At 36.8% G+C, this 14,939-nt stretch carries 9 protein-coding genes; all 9 read left to right on the top strand.

Annotated features, from left to right (window positions below; all coding sequences use genetic code 11):
* Window positions 1-8: 8 nt before the first annotated feature.
* The 9 genes from rplJ (at window position 9) to ACFO3O_RS01370 (ending at window position 14,916) form a co-directional block, all read left to right on the top strand.
* Window positions 9-530, top strand: coding sequence for a 50S ribosomal protein L10 (gene rplJ, locus ACFO3O_RS01410; RefSeq protein ID WP_379976749.1), 522 nt, complete (start codon window positions 9-11; stop codon window positions 528-530).
* 57 nt (window positions 531-587) lie between these two features.
* Window positions 588-962, top strand: coding sequence for a 50S ribosomal protein L7/L12 (rplL, locus tag ACFO3O_RS01405; protein WP_299213053.1), 375 nt, complete (start codon window positions 588-590; stop codon window positions 960-962).
* A gap of 197 nt (window positions 963-1,159) precedes the next feature.
* Window positions 1,160-4,978, top strand: coding sequence for a DNA-directed RNA polymerase subunit beta (gene rpoB / locus ACFO3O_RS01400; protein WP_379976748.1), 3,819 nt, complete (start codon window positions 1,160-1,162; stop codon window positions 4,976-4,978).
* Window positions 4,979-5,079: 101 nt separating this feature from the next.
* Window positions 5,080-9,381 carry a DNA-directed RNA polymerase subunit beta' gene (gene rpoC, locus ACFO3O_RS01395; RefSeq protein WP_379976747.1) on the top strand — a complete coding sequence of 1,434 codons (4,302 nt, stop codon included), beginning with the start codon at window positions 5,080-5,082 and terminating at the stop codon, window positions 9,379-9,381.
* A gap of 445 nt (window positions 9,382-9,826) precedes the next feature.
* On the top strand, window positions 9,827-10,147 hold the full coding sequence (locus ACFO3O_RS01390; protein ID WP_379976746.1) for a DUF3467 domain-containing protein: 321 nt from the start codon (window positions 9,827-9,829) through the stop codon (window positions 10,145-10,147).
* A 164-nt stretch (window positions 10,148-10,311) separates the two neighbouring features.
* Window positions 10,312-12,201 carry a molecular chaperone HtpG gene (gene htpG, locus ACFO3O_RS01385; RefSeq protein WP_379976744.1) on the top strand — a complete coding sequence of 630 codons (1,890 nt, stop codon included), beginning with the start codon at window positions 10,312-10,314 and terminating at the stop codon, window positions 12,199-12,201.
* Window positions 12,202-12,442: 241 nt separating this feature from the next.
* Complete coding sequence (locus ACFO3O_RS01380) at window positions 12,443-13,000, top strand: thioredoxin family protein (RefSeq protein WP_379976743.1); 558 nt, start codon at window positions 12,443-12,445, stop codon at window positions 12,998-13,000.
* Between the two features lie 136 nt (window positions 13,001-13,136).
* Entirely contained in the window at window positions 13,137-13,910 is a 774-nt protein-coding gene (locus ACFO3O_RS01375) for a diadenylate cyclase (protein WP_379976742.1), read from the top strand.
* A 4-nt stretch (window positions 13,911-13,914) separates the two neighbouring features.
* On the top strand, window positions 13,915-14,916 hold the full coding sequence (locus ACFO3O_RS01370; protein ID WP_379976741.1) for a DUF3667 domain-containing protein: 1,002 nt from the start codon (window positions 13,915-13,917) through the stop codon (window positions 14,914-14,916).
* The last annotated feature ends 23 nt before the right edge of the window (window positions 14,917-14,939 follow it).

Genomic DNA, 14,939 nt, shown 5'->3' with positions numbered 1-14,939 from the left:
TAGAAATTATGACAAGAGAAGAAAAATCAGTAGTAATAGAAGATTTAACTACGCAGTTAGCAAGCAGTGCTCATATTTATTTAGCTGATATATCTGGATTAAATGCAGATAACACATCTAAATTGCGTCGCGCTTGTTTTAAAGCAGGAATTAAATTAGCAGTAGTTAAGAACACATTGCTTTCTAAAGCAATGGATGCATCAGATAAAGACTTTGCAGAACTTCCAGAAGTATTAAAAGGAAACACTGCAATCATGTTATCTGAGACGGGTAATGCCCCAGCGAAAGTGATCAAAGAATTTCGTAAGAAAGCTGATCGCCCAATATTAAAAGGAGCATTTATAGAAGAAGCAATCTATGTTGGAGATGACCAACTAGATGCACTGGTAGATATCAAGTCGAAAGAAGAGCTTATTGGAGAAATCGTTGGATTACTTCAGTCGCCTGCTAAGAACGTTATTAGCGCTCTTAAATCAGGAGGAAGCACCATCGCTGGTATTATCAAAACCCTTTCTGAAAAGGAAGGTTAAGCAGTACGCACTATTAACAATTATATAATTAAGATTATTTTTTAAAAACGATAGAAAATGGCAGATTTAAAAGAATTCGCAGAACAATTAGTTAACCTTACGGTAAAAGAAGTAAATGAGTTAGCTGGTATATTAAAAGATGAGTATGGTATTGAGCCTGCTGCTGCTGCTGCAGTAATGCAAGCTGGTCCTGCTGCTGATGCAGACGGAGGTGATGCTCAAACAGAATTTGATGTAATCCTTAAAGCAGCTGGTGCTTCTAAATTAGCAGTAGTAAAACTAGTTAAAGAATTAACTGGTGCTGGTCTTAAAGATGCAAAAGAATTAGTTGACAACGCTCCATCTCCAATCAAAGAAGGTGTAGCTAAAGATGAAGCTGAAGCACTTAAAGCACAATTAGAAGAGGCAGGAGCTGAAGTTGAGCTTAAGTAAGCTCTTATAATAAAGACATATAGGGTTTAGGTTAGTTATGCTTTCGCGAAAGCGTAATTTGACCTAAACCATTTGTCGTATATAAAGGTTACGATATTGTAACAAAGACATTTTCTTGGTTTTAATGTCTTAAAATTAAAATCAAAAATCGATTTACCCAACAGTAAATCTAGTTTCTAATCAAATTCCGTTCGTTGATGATGCAAGATGCAAAACAAGCAGAAAGAATTAGTTTCTCATCAGTAAAGAATAGACCTGACTATCCAGACTTTTTGGATATTCAAGTTAAATCCTTTCAAGATTTCTTCCAGCTGGAAACAAAACCAGATGAAAGAGGTGATGAAGGGCTTTATAATACTTTCCTTGAGAACTTCCCTATTACAGATACCCGTAATAACTTTGTACTAGAATTTCTAGACTATTTCGTAGATCCTCCAAGATATTCAATACAGGAATGTATTGAAAGAGGTCTTACCTACAGTGTGCCTTTAAAAGCACGTCTAAAATTATATTGTACAGATGAAGAGCATGAAGACTTTGAAACCATAGTACAAGATGTGTATTTAGGTACGATTCCTTACATGACTCCTAGTGGTACATTTGTTATTAATGGAGCAGAGCGTGTTGTAGTTTCTCAATTACACCGTTCACCAGGCGTATTTTTTGGACAATCTTTCCATGCTAATGGAACAAAGCTTTATTCTGCCAGAGTAATTCCTTTTAAAGGGTCTTGGATTGAGTTTGCTACAGATATCAATAGTGTAATGTATGCATATATTGATCGTAAGAAAAAATTACCTGTAACAACACTCTTCCGTGCTATTGGTTTTGAAAGAGATAAAGATATCCTTGAAATTTTTGATCTTGCAGAAGAGGTTAAAGTTTCTAAAACAGGCCTCAAAAAATATTTAGGACGAAAGCTTGCTGCACGTGTATTAAATACATGGCATGAAGATTTTGTTGATGAAGATACAGGAGAGGTTGTTTCTATAGAGCGTAATGAGATCGTTTTAGATCGTGATACGATTTTAGAGAAAGAGCACGTAGAAGAAATTGTAGAAGCAGGAGCAAAAACAATCCTTTTACATAAAGAAGACAATCAGCAAGCAGATTATGCGATCATACATAATACGCTTCAAAAAGACCCTACAAACTCAGAGAAAGAGGCTGTAGAACACATATACCGTCAATTACGTAACGCAGAGCCGCCAGATGAGGAAACTGCACGAGGTATCATTGACAAATTATTCTTCTCAGATCAACGTTATAACTTAGGTGAAGTTGGTCGTTACAGAATGAACAAAAAGTTAGGACTTGATATCGATATGGATAAGCAAGTGCTTACAAAAGAAGATATCATTACTATCATCAAGTATCTTATTGAGTTAATTAACTCAAAAGCAGAAATTGATGATATTGATCACCTTTCTAACAGACGTGTACGTACCGTAGGAGAGCAATTATCTGCACAATTTGGTGTAGGTCTTGCGCGTATGGCTCGTACCATTAGAGAGCGTATGAACGTTCGTGATAATGAAGTGTTTACTCCTATAGATTTGATTAACGCAAAGACCTTGTCTTCTGTGATTAATTCATTCTTTGGAACCAACCAATTATCACAGTTTATGGATCAAACCAATCCACTAGCTGAGATTACACACAAACGTCGTTTATCTGCATTAGGACCAGGAGGTTTATCTCGTGAGCGTGCAGGATTTGAGGTGCGTGATGTACATTATACACACTACGGACGTTTATGTCCTATTGAAACACCAGAAGGACCAAACATTGGTCTGATTTCTTCACTTTCTGTATATGCAAAAGTGAACAGTATGGGATTCATCGAGACGCCATATCGTAAAGTAGAAAATGGAAAAATAGATTTAGTTTCTGAACCAAGATACTTAAGTGCTGAGGAAGAAGAGGGAATGTTGATTGCGCAAGCAAACAATCCTATGACAGATGACGGTACTATTGAATTAGATAAAGTAATTGCCCGTATGGAAGGGGATTTCCCAGTAGTGGAAAAAACCGAAGTACATTATGCAGATGTATCTCCTAATCAAATTGCATCTATTTCAGCATCGTTAATTCCATTCTTGGAGCATGATGATGCAAACCGTGCATTGATGGGATCAAACATGATGCGTCAGGCAGTACCTTTATTAAGAGCATCTGCTCCTATTGTAGGAACAGGACTAGAAAGACAAGTAGCTACAGACTCTCGTGTATTAATTAACGCAGAAGGAGCAGGTACTGTTGAGTATGTGGATGCTAATAGAATTGACATTAAATATGATCGTACAGATGATGAGCGTCTTGTAAGTTTTGATGATGATATCAAATCATACAATCTCATTAAATTCCGTAAGACTAACCAAAGTACAAGTATCAACTTGAAGCCAATTGTGCGTAAAGGAGATCGTGTATATAAAGGTCAAGTATTATCTCAAGGATATGCTACAGAAAACGGAGAGCTTGCTTTAGGACGTAACATGAAAGTAGCCTTTATGCCTTGGAAAGGGTATAACTTTGAGGATGCGATTGTGATCTCAGAAAAAGTAGTACGTAATGATATTTTTACATCGATTCACATTGATGAATATTCTCTTGACGTGCGTGATACAAAATTAGGTAATGAAGAGTTAACTAATGATATTCCTAATGTTTCTGAAGAGGCTACAAAAGACCTTGATGAAAACGGAATGATCCGTATTGGAGCCGAAGTAAAACCTGGAGATATATTAATAGGTAAGATTACACCAAAAGGAGAATCTGACCCTACACCAGAAGAAAAGTTACTTCGTGCCATCTTTGGAGATAAAGCAGGTGATGTAAAAGATGCATCTCTAAAAGCGTCTCCTTCTTTACATGGAGTTGTAATTAACAAAAAGTTATTTGCAAGAGCTATAAAAGATAAACGTAAGAGAGCAAAAGATAAAGAAGATATTGCGAAGCTTGAAGATCAGTACGATGTGAAGTTTGACGAATTACAAGCTACATTAATCGAAAAATTATTTAAGCTTGTCAACGGTAAAACTGCACAAGGTGTTATGAACGACCTAGGGGAAGAAGTCCTTCCAAAAGGTAAAAAATACACCCTAAAGATGTTAAATTCTGTAGAAGATTACACGCACCTTACCCAAGGTGTTTGGACTACAGATGATGCAACCAATGCACTTATCGCAGATTTACTTCACAATTATAAGATTAAAGAAAATGATCTTCAAGGAAATCTTCGTCGTGAGAAATTTACGATCTCAGTAGGAGATGAGCTTCCTTCAGGAATTATCAAACTTGCTAAAGTATACATTGCTAAAAAGCGTAAACTTAAAGTAGGAGATAAGATGGCGGGACGTCACGGTAACAAAGGTATTGTTGCTCGTATCGTACGTCAGGAAGATATGCCGTTCTTAGAAGATGGAACACCGGTAGATATCGTATTGAATCCACTTGGGGTACCTTCTCGTATGAACATCGGACAAATCTACGAGACCGTACTTGGATGGGCAGGTCAGAAATTAGGAAAAACGTATGCAACACCAATTTTTGATGGAGCTACCCTAGATGAGATCAATGCCTTAACAGATGAAGCTGGAATTCCACGTTTTGGACATACGTATTTATATGACGGTGGTACTGGAGATCGTTTTGATCAGCCAGCAACTGTAGGTGTGATTTATATGTTAAAGCTAGGACACATGGTAGATGATAAGATGGACGCGCGTTCTATCGGACCATACTCTCTTATTACGCAACAACCTCTTGGAGGTAAGGCGCAGTTTGGAGGGCAACGTTTTGGAGAGATGGAAGTTTGGGCATTAGAGGCTTATGGAGCTTCTGCTACTTTACGTGAAATCTTAACCGTGAAGTCTGATGATGTAATAGGAAGAGCAAAAACATACGAAAGTATCGTAAAAGGAGAGCCTATGCCAGAGCCAGGTTTACCAGAATCGTTCAACGTATTGATGCACGAGCTTAAAGGACTAGGACTAGACATTCGTCTAGAAGAGTAGTTTGATATACCCTAAGCGAAAGTGTATTCTTATGGAGTACGCTTTCGCGAAAGCGGACCATCAAACAACACAATTTTAATTAATTCGACATACATTGAATTATGGCAAGAAATAATGATAATGCAACTCAAAAAAGCTTTAACAAGATCTCAATTGGTCTTGCTTCTCCAGAGTCTATCTTGGGAGCTTCAAAAGGTGAAGTTTTAAAGCCAGAAACTATCAACTATCGTACGCACAAACCAGAGCGTGACGGGTTGTTCTGTGAGCGTATTTTTGGTCCTGTAAAGGATTACGAGTGTGCCTGTGGAAAATATAAAAGAATACGCTACAAAGGAATCGTATGTGACCGTTGTGGGGTAGAGGTAACTGAGAAAAAAGTACGTCGTGATCGTGTAGGACACATTAGTCTTGTGGTTCCTGTAGCTCACATCTGGTATTTTAGAAGTTTACCAAACAAAATCGGATATTTATTAGGGCTTCCTTCTAAGAAGCTTGATATGATTATCTATTATGAGCGTTATGTAGTTATTCAAGCAGGTATTGCTACTAATGAAGAAGGAGAACCATTGCAAAAAATGGACTTCCTTACAGAAGAAGAATACCTTAACATATTAGACACCTTACCACAAGAGAATTTATATCTTGATGATACAGACCCTAACAAATTCATCGCAAAGATGGGGGCAGAGTGTCTTATTGAGTTATTAAGACGTATAGATTTAGATAGTTTATCTTATGACTTACGTCACAAAGCTAATAACGAAACGTCAAAACAACGTAAAACAGAAGCTCTTAAGCGTCTTCAAGTTGTTGAGGCTTTACGTGATGCAAATAAAAACCGCGAGAATCTTCCAGAGTGGATGATCATGAAAGTAGTTCCGGTGATTCCACCAGAATTGCGTCCATTGGTGCCACTAGATGGAGGGCGTTTTGCGACTTCAGATTTAAATGACCTTTACCGTCGTGTGATTATACGTAACAACCGTTTGAAGCGTTTGATGGAAATCAAAGCTCCTGAGGTTATCTTACGTAATGAAAAGCGTATGCTACAGGAATCTGTAGATTCCCTTTTTGATAACACGCGTAAGTCATCTGCAGTAAAAACAGATAGTAATAGACCATTAAAATCTCTTTCTGATTCTTTAAAAGGAAAGCAAGGACGTTTCCGCCAAAACTTACTAGGTAAGCGTGTTGATTACTCTGCACGTTCGGTAATTGTTGTAGGACCTGAGCTTAAATTATTTGAATGTGGTCTTCCTAAAGGAATGGCTGCTGAGCTTTACAAGCCTTTTGTAATTCGTAAATTAATTGAAAGAGGAATTGTAAAGACGGTTAAATCTGCAAAGAAAATAATAGACAAAAAAGAGCCTGTTGTTTGGGATATTCTGGAAAATGTTCTTAAAGGACATCCAGTACTCTTGAACCGTGCTCCTACACTTCACCGTTTAGGGATACAAGCATTTCAACCTAAACTTATTGAAGGAAAAGCAATACAGTTACACCCATTGGTTTGTACAGCATTTAACGCCGATTTTGACGGAGATCAAATGGCGGTACATTTACCATTAGGGCCAGAAGCGATTCTTGAGGCACAGTTATTAATGCTTGCTTCACATAATATCTTAAACCCTGCAAACGGTGCACCAGTAACAGTACCGTCTCAGGATATGGTATTAGGTCTTTACTATATGACAAAGGCCAGAAAATCGACTCCTGAGTTTCATGTAAAAGGAGAAGGAATAACCTTCTACTCTGCAGAAGAAGTAACAATAGCTTATAATGAGAAGCGTGTTGACATTAACGCGATGATCAAAGTACGCGCTTTAGATTATAATGATCAGGGAGAACTTTCATATCAAGTGATAGACACTACTGTAGGTCGTGTTTTATTTAATGAGGCAGTGCCAGAAGTGGCAGGTTTTATTAATGAAGTATTGACTAAAAAGTCATTGCGTGATATTATCGGAAAGATATTAAAAGTAACGAGTGTACCACAAACGGCAGAGTTCCTTGACCTTATCAAGACGATGGGATATGGATATGCATTCCGTGGAGGGTTATCATTCTCATTAGGAGATATTATTATTCCAGCAGAGAAACAAGGAATGATTGATGAGGCAAACGATCAAGTAGATGTGATTACAGGATCTTATAATATGGGTCTTATTACAAATACAGAGCGTTACAACCAAGTTATTGATGTTTGGACTTCAACAAACGCTACGCTTACAGAACTATCTATGAAGCGTATCCGTGAAGATCAACAAGGATTTAACTCGGTGTATATGATGCTTGACTCTGGAGCTCGTGGATCTAAAGAACAGATTCGTCAGCTTACAGGGATGCGTGGATTAATGGCAAAACCTAAGAAATCGAATGATGGAGGAGGAGCTATTATTGAAAACCCGATTTTATCTAACTTTAAAGAAGGACTTTCAATTCTTGAATACTTTATCTCTACTCACGGTGCTCGTAAAGGTCTTGCAGATACCGCTCTTAAAACAGCAGATGCAGGATACTTAACACGTCGTCTTGTAGATGTATCACAAGATGTTATTATTAACAGTGATGATTGTGGTACTTTACGAGGAGTAGAAGTTTCTGCACTTAAGAAAAATGAAGAGGTTATAGAGAAACTTTCAGACCGTATAGAAGGTAGAACATCTTTAAATGATGTTATTAACCCGCTTACAAATGAAATTCTCGCACATGCAGGAGAAGAAATTACACATGACATTGCAAACGCGATTGGAGCTGCTCCTATTGAAAGCGTAGAAGTAAGATCTGCTCTTACTTGTGAAGCTTTAAAAGGAATCTGTGTGAAGTGTTATGGTCGTAACCTAGCTACTGGTAAGACAGTACAAATGGGAGAGGCTGTAGGTGTTGTTGCAGCACAATCTATTGGAGAACCAGGTACACAGCTTACACTACGTACATTCCACGTTGGAGGGGTAGCAGGAGGTGTTTCTGAAGATAGTAATGTTATTGTAAAATTCCCTGGTAAATTAGAAATAGAAGATCTTAAGACTGTTAATGGAACAGATAATGAAGGTAATGATGCCATCATTGTAATTTCTCGTACATCAGAGGCTAAAGTAACAGATCCTAAAACAGGAATCACATTAAGTACAAATACCATCCCTTATGGTTCTCAACTCTTTATAGAGTCTGGATCAACTGTCAAGGCAGGTGAAGTGATTTGTAAATGGGATCCGTTTAATGGAGTTGTTATTTCTGAATTCTCTGGAAAAATTAAATTCGAAAGTATCGAGCAGGGTATCACATACCGTGTAGAAACTGATGAACAGACAGGTTTCCAAGAAAAAGTGATTTCAGAATCTAGAGATAAGAAAAAGATACCTACCTTAATTATCGAAGATAAAGATGGTACGGCACTTCGTTCTTACAACTTACCTGTGGGAGCTCACTTAATGATTGATGATGGTGAAAAAGTAAAAGAAGGAAAGATTCTTGTTAAGATTCCTCGTAAGTCTGCAAAAGCAGGGGATATTACAGGAGGTCTTCCACGTGTAACAGAATTATTTGAAGCACGTAACCCTTCTAATCCAGCCGTAGTATCAGCGATAGATGGTGTTGTTTCTTTTGGTAAGATCAAACGTGGTAACCGCGAGATTATCGTTGAGTCAAAATTAGGAGAAGTAAAGAAATACTTAGTGAAGTTATCTAATCAGATTCTTGTACAAGAAAATGATTATGTACGTGCTGGTATGCCACTTTCTGACGGTTCGGTGACACCAAACGATATCTTAAACATAAAAGGTCCATCGGCTGTACAACAATACTTAGTAAATGAAGTACAAGAAGTATATCGTTTACAAGGGGTGAAGATCAATGATAAACACTTCGAAGTAGTTGTACGTCAGATGATGCGTAAAGTACGTATTGAAGATCCGGGAGATACGATTTTCCTAGAAAATCAATTAGTGCATAAAGCAGATTTTATTGAAGAAAATGATGCTATTTTCGGTATGAAAGTAGTAGAGGATGCAGGAGAATCAGAAAACCTTAAACCAGGTCAGATTGTATCTCCACGTGAACTTAGAGATGAAAACTCCATACTAAGAAGAGAAGATAAAAACCTTGTTGTTGCTAGAGATGTATCTCCAGCGACTGCATCGCCAATCCTTCAAGGTATCACGAGAGCATCACTTCAAACAAAATCATTTATTTCTGCGGCTTCTTTCCAAGAGACAACCAAAGTATTAAACGAAGCTGCTGTAAGCGGTAAAATTGATACCTTAGAAGGTCTTAAGGAGAATGTAATTGTTGGACATAAAATACCAGCAGGAACAGGAATGCGTCGCTATGATAAGATTATCGTAGGAAGCAAAGAAGATTTACAGAATATGATGGCTGAAAAGCAAGAAGTAAATTATAACTAGTACGCTTTCGCGAAAGCGCACTAATTCATAATAACAATCCCATCTTGCATACTGTAAGATGGGATTTTTTAATAAAACACTTCCGTAAAGACGGGAGTCTATATATTTAGTAATCGCGATTGACAAAAAAGCGTGAATTAATACTAGTTATTAATTGAATTTACTGGAAAAGAAAACGATGATTTTTTTCTTTATATGAGAAAGAAAACTAAAGCATAGCCTAAGCTACGGTTTCTTTTTTCTTGTGAAATAGAAAGGAAAAAAGGGTGTTTTATTACAGTAAATTCAATTGGTAAATGGTATAAGTAATGATCACTCTAGACTGAATACGATTTCCACCTTGAAGTTTCAAAAGATTTTAGGGTAATCGTTAAATCAAATTTGTAAAATAATAACAGAGCGATAGGTAGGATGAGATTTCCGCCTTCGCGAAAATACATATAGGATGGCAGACGAAAAAAAACCTCAGAATAAAAAAGGACAAATCAACATAGAATTGGATGAAGCTATTGCTCAAGGAACCTATTCTAATCTTGCTATTATCAATCACTCGGTATCAGAATTTGTGGTTGATTTTGTAAATATTATGCCGGGAACGCCAAAAAGTAAAGTGAAATCTAGAATTATCCTGACGCCCCAGCATGCAAAAAGATTGACCAAAGCATTAGCAGAAAATATCAAACGTTTTGAAAATGCACATGGTGAAATCAAAGATTATGAGAAGCAACCCATTCCTCTAAACTTTGGGCCAACCGGACAAGCATAAATAAAATACGGAGTAAACTTTCTCTTTCATAAATACAAAAGCCTGAAATACGCTGTTATTTCAGGCTCTTGTGTTTTTTATGATGTCATCTTGTCATATTCAGTAAGTTGGTATTTTTTTTGTCTAGTCTCTACCCAAACAACTAATTGTCAAAAAATAAAAATATGTCAACAGGAAAAATTAATGTGTCGGTAGAGAATATCTTCCCACTAATTAAGAAATTCTTATACAGTGATCACGAGATATTCCTTAGAGAATTAATCTCAAACGCAACAGATGCTACACTTAAATTAAAGCATCTTTCTAGTATAGGAGAATCTAAGGTCGAGTATGGAAATCCTATTATTGAAGTAAAAGTAGATAAAGAAGGAAAAAAACTTCATATCATAGATCAAGGTCTTGGGATGACGGCAGAAGAGGTTGAGAAGTATATCAATCAAGTGGCGTTTTCTGGAGCAGAAGAATTCTTAAACAAATATGAAGATGGAGCAAAAGATGCAGGAATCATTGGTCATTTTGGACTAGGATTCTATTCTGCATTTATGGTAGCAGAAAAAGTAGAGATTATTACAAAGTCTCATAAAGACGAACCTGCAGCTCATTGGACATGTGATGGATCTCCAGAATTTACACTAGAAGCATCAGATAAGTCAGAAAGAGGAACTGAAATCATTCTTCACATCGCAGAAGACAGCACAGAGTTTCTTGAAGAAAAACGTATTACTGAGCTTTTAACCAAGTACAACAAATTCATGCCTGTACCTATTAAGTTTGGTACAAAAACAGAAACACTTCCAAAGCCAGAAGGGGCAAAAGAAGAAGACCCTGCACCAACACAAGAAGTAGATAATATTATTAATAACCCTACGCCAGCGTGGACAAAACAACCTGCAGATCTTGAAGAGGCAGATTATAAGAGCTTCTACCGGGAGTTATACCCGATGCAGTTTGAAGAGCCTCTCTTTAATATACACCTTAATGTAGATTACCCATTCAATCTTACGGGGATTTTATATTTCCCTAAGCTTGGGCAGGATATGAATGTGCAAAAAGATCGCATCCAGTTATATCAAAACCAAGTATTTGTAACAGACAATGTAGAAGGAATTGTACCTGATTTCTTAACCATGCTTCGAGGGGTGATTGACTCACCAGACATTCCGTTGAATGTATCTCGTAGTTATTTACAAGCAGACGGTGCCGTAAAGAAAATCTCTGGGTACATTACGCGTAAAGTTGCAGATAAACTGAAATCTCTATTCACCAATGATCGCGAAGATTTTGAAAAGAAGTGGAACGATATCAAAGTAGTGATTGAATACGGAATGCTTTCTGAAGAGAAGTTCTTTGAAAAAGCAGACAAGTTTGCACTATATCCCACAGTAGATGATACGTATCTTACTTGGGAAGAGCTAGAAACAAAAATAAAAGACTCACAAACGGATAAAGACGATAAGTTAGTTGTTTTGTACGCAAGTGACAAAGATGCGCAACACGCCTATATTCAAAGTGCAAAAGATAAAGGATATGAGGTGCTTTTATTAGACTCTCCGATTGTAAGTCACTTGATCCAGAAAATTGAAACGACTAAAGAAAATGTTTCTTTTGTACGTGTAGATGGGGATCATATAGATAACCTAATCAAAAAAGAAGAGACACAGATCAGTAAACTTTCTGACGAGGACAAAGAAACGCTGAAAACAGTAATTACAGAAGCAATTGCAGATAGCTCATATACTGTACAGATGGAAGCGATGGATAGTAATGCAGCTCCATTTATCATCACGCAGCCTGAGTTTATGCGTCGTATGAAAGAGATGCAGAAAAGCGGCGGTGGCGGTGGTATGTTTGGTATGGGAGCTATGCCAGACATGTACAACCTCGTAGTCAATGCGAATCATGAGTTAGTTTCAGAAATTTTAAATACCAAAACTGCTAAAAAGAAAGAACGTTTAATCAAACAATCTTTTGACCTAGCGAAGCTTTCTCAAAACCTTTTAAAGGGTGAGGAACTTACTAATTTCATCAACCGTTCGTACGGAATGATTAAATAGTACCCGTGAAGACGGGTATCTTATAAAAATGATATACTAGTTAAGGGCCACTTCCTACTTTTGGGAAGTGGCTTTTTTACGCTTTCGCGAAAGCGTATACAGCAAGAATAGAAGTTAGATAGTTGAGTTTATACAAAAATAAAAAGGTGATCACAAACGTAACAATACTGCTAATTTTGCGTCAAATCATTGTGTATCTTTAAGACACAAATAGACAACCATTTAATTTATACGACATCCTATGGCACTGACCCCTTCTAATATGATTGAGCTAGGTACAAAAGCTCCCGATTTTAAACTAATAGATGCGATTACAAATAATGTGTTTAGTTATGAGGATATTAAGGGAGAACGTGGTACCGTAGTGATGTTTATTTGTAATCACTGCCCGTTCGTTGTTCATGTAATTGATGAGATTGTGCGTGTTGCAAATGATTATCGAGTATTAGGGTTTGGTTTTGTAGCTATAAGTAGTAATGATATTGTAGCCTATCCACAAGATGGCCCAGCGGCTATGTGGGAAAATGCCCGTAAAAACTATTTTACATTTCCGTATCTATTTGACGAAACCCAAGAAGTTGCAAAGGCTTATGATGCTGCCTGTACGCCTGATTTTTATCTCTTTGGTCCTGATGATCGATTGGTGTATCGAGGGCAGTTAGACGCATCAAGACCTGGGAATGGAATTCCAGTGAATGGTCGTGATTTGAGAGAGGCATTAGATAATGTATTTAATAGTAGACCTCAAACAATGATCCAGAAACCGAGTATGGGTTGTGGGATAAAATGGAAATCATAAAATACAAGTCGTAACGCAAACCACTTCTATGGAGAAATACAATAAGATCCGCTTTTAGTCCACTAAAAACGGTTTTTTTTTGCCCTGAGTTTTGGGATGTCATTTTTTCCTTTACTTTTACTACAAAGCATTTTTCTTGGAAATATTTGAAAATTTTAGAGTTTTTGACATTATAGACATTGTCTTAGTCGCCACGCTGCTTTACTATGTTTATAAACTAGTCAAAGGAACTGTGGCGATCAATATATTTATTGGGATTGTGGTGATCTATTTGATATGGCAACTTACCGTGTTATTAAAAATGGAGATGCTCAGTACCATTCTTGGACAATTTATAGGGGTAGGAATGTTTGCGTTGATTGTTGTTTTTCAACAAGAAATCCGTAAGTTTTTATTAATGATTGGAAGTGCTAATTTAGCGAGAGGTAAAGGCGTTTTTAAAAGCTTCCAGTTTTCTAAAAATGATCAAATTTTAGAGATAGATGTCAATGCGATATTAGATGCGTGTGTCAATATGGGAAAAATCCGCTCGGGAGCCCTTATTATTATTAGAAGAACCACAAGTCTAGAGTTTGTAAAAGCAACTGGAGATGCGATGTCCATTGCTGTGAATAGACCTATTATTGAAAGTATTTTTTATAAAAACTCTACACTTCACGATGGCGCTATGATTATAGAAGATAATACCATAACAGCTACGCGAGTTATCTTACCAGTTACACAAGAAAAAATCCCACTACGCTTTGGACTGAGGCATAGAGCTGCGATTGGTATTACAGAGAAAACAGATGCACTAGCATTAGTCGTAAGTGAGGAGTCTGGAGAGATCAGTTATGTGAAAAATGGAGAGTTTGTACACTACAAAACAATCGATGAGTTGCGTGAATTAATTACGTCAGATTTAAGTTAAGTATATGGAAGAAGAACTACTCCCAGAAGAAACAGTATCTGAAAAACCAAAGAAGAAGAAAAAAGAAAAGAAGAAAGAACAGCTTCCTACCATTTCTGATCGGTGTAAAAACTGTGACACTCCATTGAATTTAGATCAAGCCTTTTGCTCAAGTTGTGGCGCAAAGCGTATGTACAATCGGTTAAACTGGAGTAATCTTACTGAAGATTTTGCAGATCGTTTTCTAAATATTGAAAATAACTTTCTAAGAACATTTTTCGCTCTTTTTACAAAACCTGAAGATGTTATTGGGGGCTATATAGATGGTGTGCGTAAACGCTATCTATCTGCCTTTAGTTATTTTGCAATTTCTCTTACTGTTACAAGTTTATTTACCTTTGTTTTTAGAAAATGGTTTCTTGATGATGCCTTGCTTAAAGAGTCTGCGAAAGCTAACAATACCCCAGATCTAGATGCTGTGATGGATGTGGTTAATTGGATATTTGAGTATCAATCCATCGTTACATTCACTACAATCCCATTATTTGCTTTGATTTCAATAGTTGTGTTTTGGAATTATAAAAAGTATAATTTTATAGAGCATGTGGTGATTTATTTATATGTGTACTCGCACACACAAATTATTGCCTCTGTCGCATCCATAGTCTTTATCTGGTCAGATGTTCTACAAGTCATGGTTAGTTTTGTATTATCATTTTTATATGTGGGATATACCGCTTATGTATTAATGCGCCTTTTTGATTTAACCATAAAAAAAATAGTATTAAAAACATTGCTTTTTCTTGTTGTGTCTGGTGTAATTGGCACAATTTTTTTCGGTTTAAGTAGCTTTATACTCTTTAAAATAGGTGCTTTTGATACATTTATAGAAAAATTGGAAGCGTTGAAAGAAAGCCAAAAAGCTGTAAAAGAAGCTGCCAAGGCAGCAAAAGACAGTATTCGTATGGATAGTATTAGACAATTAACAAAAAGTGTCAAGGATACCCTTTTACTTTTTGGAAGCTAAACACATTATCTTACCTTGTCATC

The sequence above is a fragment of the Dokdonia ponticola genome (assembly GCF_042653865.1).
GTDB lineage: Bacteria > Bacteroidota > Bacteroidia > Flavobacteriales > Flavobacteriaceae > Dokdonia > Dokdonia ponticola.
The sequence above is the reverse complement of the archived record's forward strand: the minus strand, read 5'-3'. Positions and strand labels throughout refer to the sequence as shown.

Bases quoted from the DNA above. Each gene is read 5' to 3' on its own strand.
- rplJ (WP_379976749.1), top strand. From the start codon at position 9: ATGACAAGAGAAGAAAAATCAGTAGTAATAGAAGATTTAACTACGCAG.
- rplL (WP_299213053.1), top strand. From the start codon at position 588: ATGGCAGATTTAAAAGAATTCGCAGAACAATTAGTTAACCTTACGGTA.
- rpoB (WP_379976748.1), top strand. From the start codon at position 1,160: ATGATGCAAGATGCAAAACAAGCAGAAAGAATTAGTTTCTCATCAGTA.
- rpoC (WP_379976747.1), top strand. From the start codon at position 5,080: ATGGCAAGAAATAATGATAATGCAACTCAAAAAAGCTTTAACAAGATC.
- ACFO3O_RS01390 (WP_379976746.1), top strand. From the start codon at position 9,827: ATGGCAGACGAAAAAAAACCTCAGAATAAAAAAGGACAAATCAACATA.
- htpG (WP_379976744.1), top strand. From the start codon at position 10,312: ATGTCAACAGGAAAAATTAATGTGTCGGTAGAGAATATCTTCCCACTA.
- ACFO3O_RS01380 (WP_379976743.1), top strand. From the start codon at position 12,443: ATGGCACTGACCCCTTCTAATATGATTGAGCTAGGTACAAAAGCTCCC.
- ACFO3O_RS01370 (WP_379976741.1), top strand. From the start codon at position 13,915: ATGGAAGAAGAACTACTCCCAGAAGAAACAGTATCTGAAAAACCAAAG.